This is a genomic window from Ideonella sp. P3_A4 (assembly GCF_056403075.1).
On the sequence record NZ_JBFUGE010000099.1, the window covers coordinates 1 to 16,040 of the forward strand.

The following is a 16,040-nucleotide window of genomic DNA, read 5'->3' on the forward strand; positions in this document are numbered from 1 at the left end:
GTGCCAAGCGGTCTGCCGGCGCGCGAGGAAGCCGAGATCCAGCGCCTCGTCGTCGAGGCTTACCGGCTGCTCGGTTGCCGTGGCTGGGGCCGTGCGGACCTGATGATCCGCGCCAGCGACCGCAAGGCCTTCCTGCTCGAGATGAACACCTCGCCGGGAATGACCAGCCATTCGCTGGTGCCCAAGTCGGCGGCCGCGGCGGGCATGAACTACGAGCAGCTGTGCCTGTACCTGCTGGCCGGCGCGACGCTCGACAACACCAAGAAAGCGGGCGTGTGATCGATATGGCCACCACCGCCGCCAGCACCTTGCCGCCCGACGTGCGCATGATGAACGCCACTGCGCTGGCGATCATCGCGCTCGCCGGCACGGTGCTGCTCGCGGCCGGGGCGGCGTGGTTCACGCGTCAGCCGGTGTTCGCGTTCCGCTCGATCCGGCTCGAAGGCGAGGTCACGCGCAACAGCGCCGCGACGATCCGCGCCAACGCCGCGCCGCGTTTGGCGGGTAACTACTTCACGCTCGATCTGCAGGCTGCGCGCCGTGCATTCGAAAGCGTGCCCTGGGTGCGCCACGTGGTGGTGCAGCGCGTGTTCCCGAACCGTCTCGTGGTGCGGATGGAAGAGCACCACCCGGTGGCGGTGTGGAAGGGCGACGAAGGCAACGACCGGCTGGTCAATTCGTACGGCGAGGTCTTCGAGGCCAACCTGGGTGATGTCGACGAAGACAACCTGCCTGAGTTCGCGGGCAGCGACGATGCCGCGGCCGCATCGGTGCTGGCGATGTACCGCCGGCTGCTGCCGGTGCTCAAGCCGCTGGACCTGGCGCCGACGCGTGTCGCGCTGTCGGACCGCGGCTCGTGGCAGCTCGAGCTCGACAACGGCGCCGAGGTCGAGCTGGGCCGGGGCAGCGATGACGAGGTGGTGGCCCGCGTCGGGCGCTTCGTGCGCACGGTGACGCAGGTCTCGGCCCGCCAGCGGCGAGGCTGGGACCACGCCGACCTGCGCCACGCCGACGGCTACGCACTGCGGTTGAAAGGCCCGTTGATGGCGGCTTCGCTGCCGTCACCCGCCGAAGGGGACGAGTCGGCCGACGGCAGCCCGGCGCCGAATCAACGGCCCGGTCGCGATGGTGGTGGCCAGTGAGCCGAACGAATGAGGGATAAGAACTGATGGCCAAGGAATACAAGGATCTCGTTGTCGGGCTCGACATCGGCACCGCCAAGGTGATGGCGGTGGTGGCCGAGGTCATGCCCGGTGGCGAGCTGCGCGTGGCCGGGCTGGGCGTGGCCAGCTCGCACGGCCTGAAGCGCGGCGTGGTCGTGAACATCGATGCGACGGTGCAATCGATCCAGCAGGCGCTGAAAGAGGCCGAGATGATGGCCGCCTGCAAGATCGAGCGTGTCTACACCGGCATCACCGGCAGCCACATCCGCGGCCAGAACTCGACCGGCATGGTGATCGTGCGCGACAACCGCGAGGTGACACCGGTCGACGTGGCGCGGGTGATCGAAACCGCCAAGGCGATCAACATCCCGAACGACCAGCGCCTGTTGCTGGTCGAGTCGCAGGAGTTCGTGATCGACGGCCACGAGGTCAAAGAGCCGATCGGCATGAGCGGCAGCCGGCTCGAGGTCAAGGTGCACATCGCGACCGGTGCGCAAAGCGCGGCCGAGAACATCCTGAAGTGCGTGCGCCGTTGCGGGCTGGAGGTCGAGCAGCTCGCGCTGTCACCCACCGCTTCTGCGGCTGCGGTGCTGACCGAAGACGAGAAGGACCTCGGCGTTGCGGTGGTCGACATCGGCGCCGGCACGACCGACGTAGCGATCTTCACTGGTGGCTCGATCCGCCATACCGCGGTGATCCCGATCGCCGGTGACCTGATCACCAGCGACATCGCGATGGCGTTGCGCACGCCGACCAAGGATGCCGAAGAGATCAAGGTCGAGTACGGCGTGGCCAAGCAGCTGCTGGCCGACCCGAGCGAGCAGGTCGAGGTGCCGGGCCTGGGCGACCGCGTGCCGCGCATGCTGAGCCGCCAGGCGCTGGCCGGCGTGATCGAGCCGCGCGTCGAAGAAATCTATTCGCTGGTGCACCAGGTGATCCGCGATTCGGGCTACGAGGAGCTGCTGTCCTCGGGCATCGTGATCACCGGCGGCACCGCGGTGATGCCGGGCATGGTCGAGCTGGGTGAGGACATCTTCCTCAAGCCCGTGCGCAAGGGCTTGCCGACCTATTCCGGCGCCTTGTTCGACATGGTGGCCAACCCGCGCTCGGCCACCGTGATGGGGCTGCTGGAAGAAGCGCGGCTGGCCCACACGCGCGGCCACAAGGCGGCGCAGCAAGCAGGTTCGGTGACAACGTTCTTTGGCAAAGCCAAGGATTGGCTCTTGGGCAATTTCTAGGGGTTCAAAGCGAAGACGAGAGCCTCGAACACGGGGCCAGGATCTTGGGACTCAACGGTAAACAGTACGGCAACTGCAACACAGACGACGGAGGTTATATGGCCATCGAGATGATCGAAGAATTCGACCAAGGCACGCAGATCAAGGTGATCGGCGTTGGGGGTGGTGGCGGCAATGCCGTCGAGCACATGATCACGCAGGGGGTGCAGGGCGTGGAGTTCATCTGCGCCAACACCGATGCGCAGGCGCTGAACCGCAGCGCGGCGGCGGCCCTGGTGCAGTTGGGCACCACCGGCCTGGGTGCAGGCTCGAAGCCTGACGTCGGCCGAGGCGCGGCCGAAGAAGCGGTCGACCGCATCCGCCAGGCGATCGATGGTGCACACATGCTGTTCATCACCGCCGGCATGGGCGGTGGCACGGGCACCGGCGCGGCGCCGGTGATCGCGCGCGTGGCCAAGGAAATGGGCATCCTGACCGTCGGTGTGGTGACCAAGCCCTTCGACTTCGAAGGCGGCCGCCGCAGCAAGCAGGCCGACGCCGGCGTGGCTGAACTCGAAGCCAACGTCGACTCGCTGATCGTGGTGCTGAACGAGAAGCTGCTGGAAGTGCTGGGCGACGACGTCACGCAAGACCAGGCCTTCGCGCACGCCAACGACGTGCTGAAGAACGCCGTCGGCGGCATCAGCGACATCATCCACATCCCGGGCCTGGTCAACGTCGACTTCGAAGACGTGAAGACCGTGATGAGCGAGCCCGGCAAGGCGATGATGGGCACGGCGATGGCCGGCGGCCCGGACCGCGCCCACAAGGCGGCTGAAGCGGCTGTGGCGTGCCCGCTGCTGGAAGGCATCGATCTGTCCGGCGCGCGTGGTGTGCTGGTGCTGATCGCGGCCGCTCGCTCGACCTTCAAGCTGGCCGAGAGCAAGAACGCGATGAACACCATCCGCCGTTACGCCGCGGAAGATGCGCACGTGATCTATGGCACCGCCTACGACGAMACGCTGGGTGACCAGCTGCGCGTCACGGTGATCGCCACTGGCCTGTCGTCGATCCGCCGTGCGCAAGCACCGCTGACGGTGATCCAGACCCAGCCGCAGCTGCGCACCGGCACCGACAACCTGCCGCTGCTGAACAACCCGGTGGGCCATGGCGCACCGGTTGGTGCGGCGACGCTGTCGACGCCGACCTCGATGCAGCAGCAGGACTACAGCCAGCTCGCCACGCCCAGCGTGTGGCGCACCGGCCGTACCCAGGCGGCGGCCAAGGTCGAGGCGCTGTCGAGCAACGGGATGGACGAGATCGAGATCCCGGCGTTCCTGCGCAAGCAAGCAGATTGATTGTTGGCCCCGGAATTGTTGACCCCCACGGCCCCTGGCGGGGCCTGCCCCCCGAGGGGGCTCGCGCAGCGGACCGGCAAAGCCGGATCCGCGCACGCCACTTGAAGCGAAGCGGGGCCACCCGGTGGGGTGACCCTGCTTCGTGCTGCCGCGAGCGTTACTTCAGCCGTTGTTTCTCAAGCGTGCGGCAGCCCAGGTTCATTTCGTGATTCCCTGTCCTCAAGGAGTTCGTGATGACTATGTCCCCTGCGGTTCAAGACACGTTGTCGCTGGCAGGCCGCGCCCTGCTGGCGTTGCTGTTCATCCCGGCTGGTTTCAGCAAGCTCACCGGGTTTGCCGGCGTCGTAGGCTACATCGCGTCCAAGGGCGTGCCGATGCCGGAGGTCTGCGCGGCATTGGCTATTGCGGCCGAGCTGGGCCTCGGCTTGCTGTTGCTGGTGGGGTGGCAGGCGCGCTGGGCGGCGCTCGGGCTGGCCCTGTTCGTCTTCGTCATCACGCCCATCTTCCACGCGTTCTGGGCGGTGCCGCCGGATCAGCAGATGATGCAGCAACAAGCCTTCTTCAAGAACCTGGCTGCAGCAGGCGGGTTGCTGGTGGCTGCGGCCTTCGGCCCCGGGCGTTTCAGCGTCGACGGGCGGCGCGGGGGCTGACCGCGCGGCGAAGGGTTACTTCACCCGCTGTTTCTCGAGCTTGCGCGCCAGCGTGCGCCGGTGCATGCCGAGCCGGCGCGCGGTCTCGGAGATGTTGAAGCCGGTTTCGGCCAGCATCTCGTGGATGCGCTCCCATTCGAGCGTCTTGATCGAGGTCGTGCGCTCCGTCAGCTCGACCTCGGCGTCGCCTTGCTCGCGCGCGAACGCGGCTTCGATGTCATCGGTGTTGGCGGGTTTGGCCAGGTAGTGGCGGGCGCCCAGCTTGATCGCTTCGACAGCGGTCGCGATGCTCGCGTAGCCCGTCAGCACGACGATCATCATCTGTTCGTCATGGGCGTGCAGGTGCTGCACACAGGCCAGGCCTGAGCTGCCGCCGGCCAGCTTCAGGTCGACCACCGCGTAGCCGGGCTTGTGGGTTTGCAGCAAGACCTTCATGCCTTCCAGGTCTGCCGCGCGCAGCACTTCGTAGCCGCGCCGCTCGAACGAGCGCGCCAGCGTGCGCGCGAAGGCGTCGTCGTCTTCGACGATCAGCAGTTGGCGAACTTCATCGTTCATTGGGTGTCCACTCCGCCGGCATCAGCGCGCTCAGCGGCAGGTTGATGCACACCTCGGCACCGCCCTCGGTGCGGTTGCGCGCGGTGATGTGTCCGCCCAGCATGCGTGCCACGTTGACCGACAGGAACAGGCCCATGCCACTGCCGGGCCGGTTCTTGCTGGACTGGTAGGGCTTGCCGAAGAATTCGAGCATCGGCGCGGCAAAGCCCGGGCCCTGGTCCTGCACCGTCAGCACCAGCGTGTCGTCGTCGCAGCTGACCGTCAGGCTCAGCGGAGCCGACGGCGCCGCGTCGCGCGCGTTGTCGAGCACGTTGTCGATCATCTGCTTCAGCGCCACGTCGGAGATCAGCGGAACGTCCGGCACGCCGTCGCGTTGGTAGTCGAGCTGGTTGCCGGGGCGGGTGCTGCGCCAATGCTGCACCAGTTCATCGAGGAAGGCGTGCAGCGTGGTTTCCATCGGCGCCTCACCGCGGGTGCGGCCGGCCGACATCAGGATGCCGCTGACGATGGTCTTGCAGCGCTGAAGCTGCACCTGCATCTCTTCGATCTCTTCGCGCAGCTCGGGCTCGCCGGCAAACGGTGCCATGCGGGCCCAGTCGCCGAGGATCACCGACAGCGTCGCCAGCGGTGTGCCCAGCTCGTGCGCCGCGCCAGTGGCCAGCAGGCCCATGCGCACGATGTGCTCTTCTTCTGCCGCGCGCTGGCGCAGTGCGGCCAGGCTCGCATCGCGCTGGCGCAGGTTGCGGCTGATGCGGCCGATGAAGATGACCAGCAGCGAGGCCGTCAACAGAAAGCACAGCAGCAGCCCGCCGATGTACTGCGCCGACAGCACCGCGTGCGGCAGGTGCGGCACCGGCAGCGGCCGGTGCCAGCGCGTCAGCACGACGAAGCCCAGGCTCGTGGCCGCGACGATGGCCCAGATGTAGCGCGGTTTCAGCAGCACCGAGCCGACGGCCACCTGCAGCAGGTAGAGGTAGATGAAGGGATTGGTGATGCCACCGGCRTAGAACAGCTGCCCGGTCAGCACACCGACATCGACCAGCATGCCGGCGAACAGCTCGCTGTTGCTGACCGGCAGCGACAACCGCCCTCGGAGGTGGCTGGCCACATTGAACAAGGCCAGTGCCGCCAGCAGCGTCAGCATCTTGACCAGCGGCAGGTCCACGCCGAGCAGGAACTCGACGGTCAGGATCGTCAGCAGCTGCCCAGCCACCGCCAGCCAGCGCAGCTGGATCAGCTGCAGCAGGTTCTTGCGGCCGGCCAGGCGCTCGGGCGCATTGCCCACTTCGCCGAGTGGCGGCTGACCGAGTGCCTCAGTGTCGGGCGTGGGCAAGAAGTGGATCTCCAGCAAGGCTGCGCAAGCGCCGCTCGTCGAGCACGAGGTACCCGAAGGCGCAAGCCGCCATCGCCGCGAGCGCGAACCAGGTGGCGGCGTAGACGCGGTGATTGTTGCTGAAGTGAACGACAGTCAGGCCGGCGCGTGGCCAGCCTTGGGTGGCCGGGTGCGGCGCGACCTCGTCGACGAAGTAGGGCGCGAGCGCCGGGCCCAGCTGCTGCGTCGCCGCGATCGCCGCGACATCGCGTGAATACCAGCGGCCGTGAGCCGCGTCGTTGTCGCGCAGGAAGCCGCCGCCGGGCTCAGAAAACCGCAGCAGGCCGGTGATGGTCTGGTCGCCTTGTGGGGCCGTGGTGTCGTGCAGGGCTTGCTCGCGCAACTCGGGAGGAACGAAGCCGCGGTTGACGAGCACCCAGTGGCCCTCGTCGCTGCGCAACGGGGCCAGCAACCAGTAACCGGCGCCCAGTTCGGTGGTTGCGGCCACCAGTGTGCTCTTGTCGTGCGCGAACTGGCCGTGCACGGTGACGCGGCGGTACTCGTCGGCGTCGCGGCTCATGGCCGTCCACTCCGCCGGGCCAGGGGCCGGTGCGGGCTTCGCGTGGCGATGCTGTTCGACGCGAGCGATCAGGCTTTCTTTCCAGGCCAGCCGATGCACCTGCCATGTGCCAAGTGCCATGAAGCCGGCGAACACCAGCACGAGCGCCACCAGCCACGCGGCCAGGCGGCGTGCACTGCGCGGAGCGGGCCGGCCATGCATGTCAGGGCATGTTGCGCATGAGCTGCGGGTCGGCCGCCGGCATCATGTTGGTGTTCAGGTGGTACATGACCCAGATCGAACCGGCCAGCATGATCACCACCAGCGCGGCGGTGAAGGTCAGTGCCAGCAGCGACCAGCCGCCTTCGACCTTCGCGTTCAGGTGCAGGAAGTAGACCATGTGCACGACCATCTGCACCGCGGCAAAGCCGAGGATCACGAAGGCCGTGACCTTGGGCGACGACATCACCTTGCCCATCACGAGCCAGAACGGGATGGCGGTCAGCACCACCGACAGCAGGAAGCCGACCAGGTAGCCCTCGACGGTGGCGTGATAGCCGCCGTCGTCTTCATGGTGATGATCGTCGTGGTGGTCGTGTGACGCTGCGTGTTCGTTGCTCATTGCAGGGCCCCCATGAGATAGACGAAGGTGAAGACACCGATCCAGACGACGTCCAGGAAGTGCCAGAACATCGACAGGCACATCAGCCGGCGCTTGTTCTCGTGGGTCAGGCCGAGCTTGCGCACCTGCACCATCAGCGTGACCAGCCAGATCGTGCCGAAGGTGACGTGCAGGCCGTGCGTGCCGACGAGGGTGAAGAACGACGACAGGAAGGCGCTGCGCCAGGGCCCCGCTCCTTCGTGGATCAGGTGCGCGAACTCGGTCAGTTCCAGCGTCAGGAAGCCCAGGCCGAACAGGCCGGTGATGGCCAGCCAGATCAGCACGCCGGTCTTGCGGTTGTGCTGCATCGCGATCATCGCGAAGCCGTAGGTGATCGACGAGAACAGCAGCAGCGCAGTGTTCGTCGCGACGATCGGCAGATCGAACAGATCGGCGCCCGACGGGCCGGCGGCGTAGTTGCGACCCAGTACGGCGTAGACGGCGAACAGCACTGCGAACAGCAGGCAGTCGCTCATCAGGTAGAGCCAGAAGCCCAGCAGCGTGCCTTGCTGCGGGTGGTGGCTGCCGTCGTCGTAGAAGACGACCGGGGCGGCGGCTGTCATGCCGGCCGGGGACAGGGTGGTTGCTCTCATGGATCAGACCTCGTCGGCTTCGTCACGCGGCCGACAGCGCGGCGGTGCGCGCGTCTTCGCTGCGGGTGACCTGGTCGGCGGGGATGTGGAAGTCGCGGTCGTAATTGAAGGTGTGGGCGATGGTGGCACCCACGGTGGCCACGAAGGCCAACGCGGCGGGCAGCCACATGTGCCAGATCAGCGCGAAGCCGGTGGCCGTGGCGAGCATCGCGATCACGAAGCCGGCCGCCGTGTTCTTCGGCATGTGAATGGCCTTGAAGCCTTGCGTCGGGCGCTGGTGGCCGCGTTGCTTCATGTCGTGCCAGGCGTCGTTGTCATGCAYGATCGGCGTGAACGCGAAGTTGTAGTCGGGCGGGGGCGAGGCGGTGGCCCACTCCAGCGTGCGGGCACCCCAGAGGTCGCCGGTCGTGTCGCGCAGTTGCTCGCGACGCAGGATGCTGACGGCGATCTGGACCAGGAACGCGGCAATGCCGAAGGCGACGATCACCGCGCCGATGGCGGCGATGACGAACCAGATCTGCAGCGACGGGTCGTCGAAGTGGTTCATGCGGCGCGTGATGCCCATCAGGCCGAGCACGTACAGCGGCGTGAAGGCGACCCAGAAGCCGACGAACCAGCACCAGAACGAGACCTTGCCCCAGAACGCGTCGAGCCGGAAGCCGAAGGCCTTGGGGAACCAGTAGTTGATGCCGGCGAAGGCGCCGAACACCACGCCGCCGATGATCACGTTGTGGAAGTGCGCGATCAGGAACAGGCTGTTGTGCAGCACGAAGTCGGCGGCCGGCACGGCGAGCAGCACGCCGGTCATRCCGCCGACGGTGAAGGTGACCATGAAGCCAATGGTCCACAGCATCGGCACCTCGAACTTGATCCGGCCGCGGTACATCGTGAACAGCCAGTTGAAGATCTTCGCGCCCGTCGGGATCGAGATGATCATCGTCGTGATGCCGAAGAACGAGTTGACGCTGGCGCCGGAGCCCATCGTGAAGAAGTGGTGCAGCCACACCAGGTACGACAGGATCGTGATCACGACGGTCGCATAGACCATCGACGCGTAGCCGAACAGGCGTTTCTGGCTGAAGGTGGAGACGACCTCGGAGAAGATGCCGAACACCGGCAGCACCAGGATGTAGACCTCAGGGTGGCCCCAGATCCAGATCAGGTTCACGTACAGCATCGCGTTGCCGCCGAGGTCGTTCGTAAAGAACGCGGTGCCTAGGTAGCGGTCAGCCGTGAGCAGCGCCAGCGCGGCGGCCAGCACCGGGAAGGTCGCGACGATCAGCACGTTGGTGCAGAGCGAGGTCCAGGTGAAGACCGGCATCTTCATCATCGTCATGCCCGGCGCGCGCATCTTGATGATGGTCGCGATCAGGTTGACGCCCGATAGCGTGGTGCCTATGCCGGCCACTTGCAGTGACCAGAGGTAGTAGTCGACCCCCACGTCAGGGCTCGCAAGCAGGCCCGACAGCGGCGGGTAGGCCAGCCAGCCGGTGCGCGCGAACTCGCCGATGAACAGCGAGATCATCACCAGCACGGCGCCGCCGGCGGTCATCCAGAAGCTGAAGTTGTTCAGGAACGGGAAGGCCACGTCGCGCGCGCCGATTTGCAGCGGCACCACGTAGTTCATGAAGCCCGTGACCAGCGGCATCGCCACGAAGAAGATCATGATCACGCCGTGGGCGGTGAAGACCTGGTCGTAGTGGTGCGGCGGCAGGAAGCCCGCAGCGTCACCGAAGGCCATCGCCTGCTGGGCGCGCATCATCAGCGCATCGGCAAAGCCGCGCAGCAGCATCACGACACCGAGCACGATGTACATGATGCCGATCTTCTTGTGGTCGATGCTGGTGATCCAGTCGCGCCACAGCGGGCCCCAGAGGCGGAACTTGGTCAGCGCTGCCAGCATGGCCAGGCCGCCGAGCGCGACCATGGCAAAGGTGGCCACGAGGATGGGCTCGTGGTAGGGCACGGCCTCCAGGCTGAGGCGGCCGAAGATCAGGGTGCTCAAGTCGGTGGACATCGGGGCTCTCGTGCTGGCGTGCCATGGGCCCCGCCGGCGAAACGGGGTCAGGGCTTGGCGGTAGGGGCAGACGTGCCCAGCAGGTTGGTCGGCGTGCACAGGCCGGCGACGACGGTGCGTTCGGTGGCGCCGGCTTCGTTGCGCCAGGGCTGGCGCAGCAGGCCCGGGATGCCGGCCTTGCCGGTGCCTCCGGTGGCGTCGATCGCCATCATCTGGTTCAGGCACATCTTCTGGCCGTCAACGCAGCGGTTGACGATGGCACCGTACAGGCCCGCCTCGACGCTGGCGTAACGCTGCACCGGCACGCGTTCGCTGGGTTGTTCGAGCTGCTGGTAGACCTTGCCGTCCAGCTTGCTGCCTTGCTTCTGGTTGGTCGCGACCCACTGCGCGAAGTCTGCGTCCGACAGGCCGAGGAAGCGGAAGCGCATGCCCGAGAAACCGGCGCCGCTGTAGTTGGCCGACAGGCCTTCGTAGTCGCCGGCCTTGTTGATGACGGCGTGCAGCTTGGTCTCCATGCCCGGCATTGCGTAGACCATGCCGGCCAGGGCCGGCACGTAGAACGCGTTCATCACGCTCGACGAGGTGATGCGGAACTGGATCGGCCGGTCGACCGGCGCGGCCAGTTCGTTGACGGTCGCGATGCCCTGCTCGGGGTAAAGGAAGAGCCACTTCCAGTCGAGCGCAACCACTTCGACGACCAGCGGCTTGACGTCGGCCGCAACGGGGCGCTGCGCGTCGATGCGGTCCAGCGGCCGGTACGGGTCGAGCTTGTGGGTGCTGATCCAGGTGATCGCCCCCAGCGCGATGATGATCAGCAGCGGCGCGCCCCAGATGATCAGCTCGAGCCGGGTCGAGTGGTCCCAGTCGGGCGAGTAGGTGGCCTCGGTGTTCGATTGGCGGTAACGCCAGGCGAAGACAAACGTCAGCGCGATCACGGGTACGATGATCAGCAGCATCAGCAGCGTCGAGGTGACGATGAGTTGGGCCTGTTGGGCGGCAATGTCGCCATGGGGCTTCATCACCACCATGTCGCAGCCGGTGAGGCCCAGTGCGAGGCCGGTCAGCCCGAGGCGGGCCGCCAGACTGCTGGAAAGAAAGCGAAGCAGGTTCATCAGGGTTACCGAGCGCGCGGGAAAACGCCAGTTGCGCAGCGAGCCGGAATCTATCCTGATTGATCCAAATCAACGATTGGACAATTTGTCCCAGGCCCCGTGACCCAGCCGTTTGCCACCCCTTCTTCCGCCGCCGTGCTGCCAACTTTTCACGCTGCTGCCACGTCCCCGCCTGGTTCTTCCGGCCCTGCCGATACCGATGTCGCCCCGGGTGACATCGCCGTCGGCGTGGTGATCGGGCGAGCGTCGGAATATTTCGACTTCTTCGTCTACGGCATCGCGTCGGTGCTGGTCTTTCCGTCGGTGTTCTTCCCGTTCGCCAGCCGGCTGCAGGGCACGCTGTACGCGTTCGCGCTGTTCGCCGTTGCCTTCGTCGTGCGACCGGTGGGCACGGTGGTCAGCATGCAGATCCAGCGCCGATTCGGCCGCAGCGCCAAGCTGACGGTGTCGCTGTTCCTGCTGGGCAGCTCGACGGTGGGCATGGCGTTGTTGCCGGGCTACGAACAGGCCGGGTCGGCGGCGATTGCGCTGCTCATGCTGTGCCGCGTCGGCCAGGGCCTGGCCTTGGGTGGCTCGTGGGACGGCTTGCCTTCGCTGCTGGCGCTGAATGCGCCGGAAGATCGCCGCGGCTGGTACGCGATGCTGGGCCAGCTGGGTGCCCCGATCGGCTTCTTCGTCGCCTGTGGTGTGTTCGCCTACCTGTGGGCCAACCTGTCGTCGCCGGACTTCCTGACCTGGGGCTGGCGCTACCCGTTCTTCGCCGCCTTTGCGATCAACGTGGTGGCCTTGTTCGCCCGCCTGCGCCTGGTCGTGACGCACGAGTACGAGCGCCAGCTCGAACGGCATGAGCTGGACCCGTGCGACGTCGGCGAGCTGTTCGCGGAGCAAGGCCACAACGTGGTGATCGGCGCCTTCGCCGCGATGGCCAGCTATGCGCTGTTCCACCTGGTCACGGTGTTCCCGCTGTCGTGGATCATGTTGTATTCGGAGCAGTCGGTCGGCCAGTTCATGGCGGTGGAATTGGTGGGCGCCTTGCTAGCGGCCGCGGCGATGCCGCTGTCCGGCTGGATGGCCGACCGCATCGGCCGCCGCCGCACGCTGGGCGGCGTGGCGGTGTTGATCGCGGCCTTCAGCCTGGTCACGCCTGCCCTGCTGGGCGGCGGCATTGCCGGCGAGGACACCTTCATCCTGATCGGCTTCGTGCTGCTGGGCTTGTCGTACGGCCAGGCGGCGGGCGCGGTGACCTCGAACTTCCTGCCACAGTTCCGCTACACCGGCGCCGCGCTGTCGGCCGATTTGGCGTGGCTGGTGGGTGCAGCCTTCGCGCCGCTGGTGGCGCTGGGCCTGGGCGCCAAGTTCGGCCTGATCGCGGTCAGCCTGTACCTGCTGTCGGGCGCCGCCTGCACGTTGCTCGCGCTGCGCGCGAACAAGGCGCTGTCGGCCGTTCGCGATTGATCGGCTGAGGCGCGCGGCCAGCGCTCGGCCGCTCCGAAGCGGCCGCGCCACCCTCTCGGAGGGTGGCTGCGGTACTCCGCAGCCGGGTGTCCCAGTTACTGGGGCAGCGGCGCCAATCCGTGGCGCGCGCGAGCCCGGGCGCAGGCCGCGCCACCACGGCCCAGTGGCGCGATCATGCCGAACTCCCGGCAAGGCCCCGGGCGCCACTCGTAGATGCCGCAGCGTGCGTCGACGCCAACCTTTCCTGTGAGCGCGGCGCAGCGCGGCTGCGCATGGTCGGTGCCGCGCATCCGGCAGGTTTGGCCGGCCACGTCCACCGCCAATCCATCGGGCACTGGGCCGCCTTCACTCATCAACTCCGCCCGCGCGAAGTCGACCCGGAAGCTGGCGCAGCAGGCGCCGCAGCGCACGCAGGGGTTGTCGCTCATTCAGCCTCCGGCTCGGCCGCGCGCACCACGGTGACGCTGCAGTCCGATTCGGCCACCACCTGCGACGACACGCTGCCCAGGTAGCGCCGCAGCGCCGAGTTGCCGCGCGCGCCCATCACGATGTGGTCGATGTGGTTGCGGCGCGCGAAATCGACGATCGCGGTCGCCGGATCGGGGGCCTCGAGCACATGGAAGGTCAGCCGGCCATCGTCGAGGTTCAGCGCCTTGCTGATCGGGCGTGCCCAGTGCTTCAGGCCGATCAGCCCCTTCACGTGCAGGCTCTGGCCATGCTCGTCGGTCAGCTCGTCCATGCCGATGCGGGCGGTGCGCATCACGCTGACGCAGGCCAGCCGCGCGCCGGGCTCGGTCAAGACGATGYGGCGCACGGTTTCGCGCAGTTCGTCCAACAGGTGGGTGCTGGCAGTTTCCACGTCGACAGCGGCGAGGATGATCGGGCTCTTCTTGACCAACTCGGCGGCGCTCAGCGGCAGTCGGGCGTCGGGCTCAGCGCCGAGCGCGAAGAACCAGCGCTTGAAGCGCTTGAAGGCGCTGCTGCGCTGCAGCTTGTCGGCACGTTTGGTCAGCGGCACCTGTGTCGGATCCTGCAGCGCCAGGCCCAGCTGCGCGGCGCTCTGGTAGCGCTGCTCGGGCTTGACCTCCAGGCACTTCAGGATCACCTCTTGCAGCCAGGGCGGGCAATCGGCGCGCAGCGCGCGCGGTGGCACTGGGTCGACATAGAGTCGGCGGCGCAGCCCTTGCACCGAATCGGGCGCCCCGAAGGGCCGTTCGCCGGTGGTGAAGTGGTAGAGCATCACGCCTAGCGCGAAGAGATCGCTGCGCGGATCGTTGCGCACGAACTGCACCTGCTCAGGCGACATGTAGGGCCCGGTGCCCATCGGCAGTGTGAACTCTTCGTCCAGCAGGTCGGGCAGGTGGTCGTGGCGCGACAGACCGAAGTCGATCAGCACGGCAGTGCCATCGGGCCGGAACAGGATGTTGCTGGGCTTGATGTCCAGGTGCACCACGTGCTGGCGGTGCAGCTCGTGCAGCGCCGTGGCCACGCGCGAGCCGATCTCGACCACCTCGTCCAGCGCCAGCGGCGCGTCGTCCAGCCGGGGCCGCAGTGAAGGGCCTGGGATGTGCTCCATCACGATGTAGGGCYGGCGCGTGAAGTCGCCCTTGGCGATGAACTTCGGCACGTGCGGGCCGCTGAGCATCGGCATGATCATCCGCTCGACCTCGAAGCCGACGATGCTGGCCGGGTCCTCGCCGCCTTTGATGCGCGGCACCTTCATGATCAGTGGCATCTCGCAGGCGGCGTCCGGTGCGCCATCGGGCAACAGCCGCGTCACGCGCCACAGCGTGGCCATGCCGCCCTGGTGCAGCGACTCTTCGAGGCGGAAGTGGTCGACCACCTGGCCAACGGCCAGCGGCGGGCGCGGCCCGGTCGGGGCCAGCGGATCCTTACTCTCCATGCGCCAGGCGGTCGGCCAGTCCGGCGGRCAGGCCGGCATGGCGAATCTTGTCGGCGGCCGTTTCGTGGTCGTAAGGCACGCGATGGAAGGTGAGCATTTGCTCCGCGATGTCGAACATCGCATAACAGGCGGCCGGGTTGCCGTCGCGCGGCTGGCCCGCCGAGCCGGGGATCACCAGCCATTGGCGGTGCGACGGCACCGGGATCGGCACGCCCGGCGTCGGCACGAAGTCGCCTGCCTTGCCGGTGCTCGACAGGTGGAACAGCTTGGGCTCGTGCATGTGGCCGCAGAAGGTGTAGTGGCACGGCGTCGAGTGCAGGCTGCGCACCGCCTCGATGCGGCTCTGGATGTAGTCCCACTCGGCCGGTGCATAGGCGTTGGCGTGCACGAACAGCATGTCGCCGTCGGTTTGCGCCAGCGGCAGGCTTTCCAGAAAGCCCAGCTGGTTCGGGCTCAACTGCGCATGCGTCCATTCGATGACGCGCCGTGCGTCCAGCCGCATGTGGGGCGATGGGCCTTTGGTGGCGCCGGCGTCGTGGTTGCCGCCGACGGCGATCGCACCTTGCTCGACATAGCCCATCACGGTGTCGACGACCCAGCCTGGGTCGGCGCCGTAGCCGACGTAATCACCCAGGAAGGCATAACGCTCAGCCCCCTGGGTGCGGGCATCGTCCAGCACCGATTGAACCGCCTCGCGATTGGCGTGCAGGTCGGTGATCAGTGCGAGTTTCATGGTGCTTGGATTGTCTCCCTGGCCACGATGATGGCGTGGTGGGCTGACAACTGCCTGATCCGGCGTTGGTGCCATCTGGCGCGATGGCAAGTGCTCACCTGTGGGGTGAGCGCCAGTTGATTCACTGGGGCACAAGCCGTGCCATGGTGCATGCGATTTTGGCTACGGCCCGCGGCCTGAAGGCCGCTTCACGTCCGCAAGCGGACATGAGCCTGCGCCGAAACAGGATGCTGGCCCTGAAGGGCCACCGGCTTGGCCTTCAGCCAATCCGGCCGAGCAGAAGGTACTCCATGAGTGCCTTCTGCACGTGCATCCTGTTTTCAGCCTCGTCCCACACCACCGACTGCGGACCGTCGATGACGTCGCCCGAGACCTCTTCGCCGCGGTGGGCCGGCAGGCAGTGCATGAACAAGGCGTCGGGCTGGGCGACGGCCATCATTTCGGCGTCGACGCACCAGTCGGCGAAGGCCTTCAGGCGGGCCTCGTTCTCGGCCTCGTAGCCCATGCTGGTCCAGACGTCGGTGGTGACCAGGTGCGCGCCGCGGCAGGCTTCGAGCGGATCCTTGAAGACCTTGAAGCAGCTGGTGTCGCTGATGCCGGCGACCTTCTGGTCGACCTCGTAGCCGCTGGGCGTGCTGAGGTGCAGCTTGAAGCCCAGGATCTCGGCCGCCTGCAGCCAAGTGTTGGCCATGTTGTTGCCGTCACCGACCCAGGCCACGACCTTGCCTTTCAGGCTCTCCATGTCGTAGCCC

At 67.1% G+C, this 16,040-nt stretch carries 16 protein-coding genes and 1 pseudogene; 6 read left to right on the forward strand and 11 right to left on the reverse strand.

From position 1 onward, the window contains the following. From AC1DYI_RS11875 to AC1DYI_RS11895, 5 genes and pseudogenes are all read left to right on the forward strand, one after another. Positions 1–279, forward strand: a pseudogene (locus AC1DYI_RS11875) (D-alanine--D-alanine ligase); the annotation flags it as partial. 5 nt (positions 280–284) lie between these two features. Then, positions 285–1,142: a cell division protein FtsQ/DivIB gene (locus AC1DYI_RS11880; protein WP_477204329.1), complete on the forward strand. Its 858-nt coding sequence runs from the start codon at positions 285–287 to the stop codon at positions 1,140–1,142. 26 nt (positions 1,143–1,168) lie between these two features. Continuing rightward, positions 1,169–2,401 carry a cell division protein FtsA gene (ftsA, locus tag AC1DYI_RS11885; protein WP_329720970.1) on the forward strand — a complete coding sequence of 411 codons (1,233 nt, stop codon included), beginning with the start codon at positions 1,169–1,171 and terminating at the stop codon, positions 2,399–2,401. Between the two features lie 98 nt (positions 2,402–2,499). Then, entirely contained in the window at positions 2,500–3,738 is a 1,239-nt protein-coding gene (ftsZ, locus tag AC1DYI_RS11890) for a cell division protein FtsZ (protein WP_477204317.1), read from the forward strand. Positions 3,739–3,977: 239 nt separating this feature from the next. Further along, positions 3,978–4,388, forward strand: a complete 411-nt coding sequence (locus AC1DYI_RS11895) for a DoxX family protein (RefSeq protein WP_477204330.1) — start codon at positions 3,978–3,980, stop codon at positions 4,386–4,388. A 15-nt stretch (positions 4,389–4,403) separates the two neighbouring features. Here the strand turns inward: AC1DYI_RS11895 and AC1DYI_RS11900 are convergent, their stop codons facing one another. Genes AC1DYI_RS11900 through cyoA form a run of 7 tightly spaced genes read right to left on the reverse strand, consistent with a single transcriptional unit; the run spans position 4,404 to position 11,197 of the window. Continuing rightward, positions 4,404–4,943 carry a response regulator transcription factor gene (locus AC1DYI_RS11900; protein WP_477204318.1) on the reverse strand — a complete coding sequence of 180 codons (540 nt, stop codon included), beginning with the start codon at positions 4,941–4,943 and terminating at the stop codon, positions 4,404–4,406. Continuing rightward, positions 4,933–6,276: an ATP-binding protein gene (locus AC1DYI_RS11905; RefSeq protein WP_477204319.1), complete on the reverse strand. Its 1,344-nt coding sequence runs from the start codon at positions 6,274–6,276 to the stop codon at positions 4,933–4,935. The genes AC1DYI_RS11900 and AC1DYI_RS11905 overlap by 11 nt, the downstream gene beginning before the upstream one ends. Continuing rightward, positions 6,257–7,036 carry an SURF1 family protein gene (locus AC1DYI_RS11910; RefSeq protein WP_477204320.1) on the reverse strand — a complete coding sequence of 260 codons (780 nt, stop codon included), beginning with the start codon at positions 7,034–7,036 and terminating at the stop codon, positions 6,257–6,259. The genes AC1DYI_RS11905 and AC1DYI_RS11910 overlap by 20 nt, the downstream gene beginning before the upstream one ends. Before the next feature lies 1 nt (position 7,037). Continuing rightward, entirely contained in the window at positions 7,038–7,436 is a 399-nt protein-coding gene (gene cyoD, locus AC1DYI_RS11915; protein ID WP_477204321.1) for a cytochrome o ubiquinol oxidase subunit IV, read from the reverse strand. Beyond that, positions 7,433–8,038, reverse strand: coding sequence for a cytochrome o ubiquinol oxidase subunit III (gene cyoC, locus AC1DYI_RS11920; RefSeq protein WP_477204331.1), 606 nt, complete (start codon positions 8,036–8,038; stop codon positions 7,433–7,435). The genes cyoD and cyoC overlap by 4 nt, the downstream gene beginning before the upstream one ends. A 52-nt stretch (positions 8,039–8,090) precedes the next feature. Next, positions 8,091–10,085 (reverse strand): cytochrome o ubiquinol oxidase subunit I, encoded by a 1,995-nt coding sequence (gene cyoB, locus AC1DYI_RS11925; protein WP_477204322.1) that lies wholly within the window; start codon positions 10,083–10,085, stop codon positions 8,091–8,093. Between the two features lie 47 nt (positions 10,086–10,132). Continuing rightward, positions 10,133–11,197 carry a ubiquinol oxidase subunit II gene (cyoA, locus tag AC1DYI_RS11930; protein ID WP_477204323.1) on the reverse strand — a complete coding sequence of 355 codons (1,065 nt, stop codon included), beginning with the start codon at positions 11,195–11,197 and terminating at the stop codon, positions 10,133–10,135. Positions 11,198–11,296: 99 nt separating this feature from the next. On the opposite strand from cyoA, the gene AC1DYI_RS11935 reads away from it, so the two are divergent. Continuing rightward, positions 11,297–12,652 (forward strand): MFS transporter, encoded by a 1,356-nt coding sequence (locus AC1DYI_RS11935; protein ID WP_477204324.1) that lies wholly within the window; start codon positions 11,297–11,299, stop codon positions 12,650–12,652. A gap of 95 nt (positions 12,653–12,747) precedes the next feature. On the opposite strand, the gene AC1DYI_RS11940 is transcribed toward AC1DYI_RS11935, so the two are convergent. The 4 genes from AC1DYI_RS11940 to AC1DYI_RS11955 form a co-directional block, all read right to left on the reverse strand. Next, complete coding sequence (locus tag AC1DYI_RS11940; protein ID WP_477204325.1) at positions 12,748–13,080, reverse strand: YkgJ family cysteine cluster protein; 333 nt, start codon at positions 13,078–13,080, stop codon at positions 12,748–12,750. Then, positions 13,077–14,594, reverse strand: coding sequence for a serine/threonine protein kinase (locus AC1DYI_RS11945; protein ID WP_477204326.1), 1,518 nt, complete (start codon positions 14,592–14,594; stop codon positions 13,077–13,079). The genes AC1DYI_RS11940 and AC1DYI_RS11945 overlap by 4 nt, the downstream gene beginning before the upstream one ends. Continuing rightward, positions 14,545–15,288, reverse strand: coding sequence for a metallophosphoesterase family protein (locus tag AC1DYI_RS11950; protein ID WP_477204327.1), 744 nt, complete (start codon positions 15,286–15,288; stop codon positions 14,545–14,547). The genes AC1DYI_RS11945 and AC1DYI_RS11950 overlap by 50 nt, the downstream gene beginning before the upstream one ends. A gap of 259 nt (positions 15,289–15,547) precedes the next feature. Beyond that, the coding region (locus AC1DYI_RS11955) for a Rossmann-fold NAD(P)-binding domain-containing protein (RefSeq protein ID WP_477204328.1) at positions 15,548–16,040 on the reverse strand (493 nt) is incomplete at its 5' end.

What these genes read in the sequence shown, in the direction of transcription:
- AC1DYI_RS11940 (WP_477204325.1), bottom strand. Translation starts at nt 13,080, where the DNA reads ATGAGCGACAACCCCTGCGTGCGCTGCGGCGCCTGCTGCGCCAGCTTC.
- AC1DYI_RS11900 (WP_477204318.1), bottom strand. Translation starts at nt 4,943, where the DNA reads ATGAACGATGAAGTTCGCCAACTGCTGATCGTCGAAGACGACGACGCC.
- ftsA (WP_329720970.1), top strand. Translation starts at nt 1,169, where the DNA reads ATGGCCAAGGAATACAAGGATCTCGTTGTCGGGCTCGACATCGGCACC.
- AC1DYI_RS11910 (WP_477204320.1), bottom strand. Translation starts at nt 7,036, where the DNA reads ATGCATGGCCGGCCCGCTCCGCGCAGTGCACGCCGCCTGGCCGCGTGG.
- cyoD (WP_477204321.1), bottom strand. Translation starts at nt 7,436, where the DNA reads ATGAGCAACGAACACGCAGCGTCACACGACCACCACGACGATCATCAC.
- cyoC (WP_477204331.1), bottom strand. Translation starts at nt 8,038, where the DNA reads ATGACAGCCGCCGCCCCGGTCGTCTTCTACGACGACGGCAGCCACCAC.
- cyoA (WP_477204323.1), bottom strand. Translation starts at nt 11,197, where the DNA reads ATGAACCTGCTTCGCTTTCTTTCCAGCAGTCTGGCGGCCCGCCTCGGG.
- AC1DYI_RS11895 (WP_477204330.1), top strand. Translation starts at nt 3,978, where the DNA reads ATGTCCCCTGCGGTTCAAGACACGTTGTCGCTGGCAGGCCGCGCCCTG.
- AC1DYI_RS11880 (WP_477204329.1), top strand. Translation starts at nt 285, where the DNA reads ATGGCCACCACCGCCGCCAGCACCTTGCCGCCCGACGTGCGCATGATG.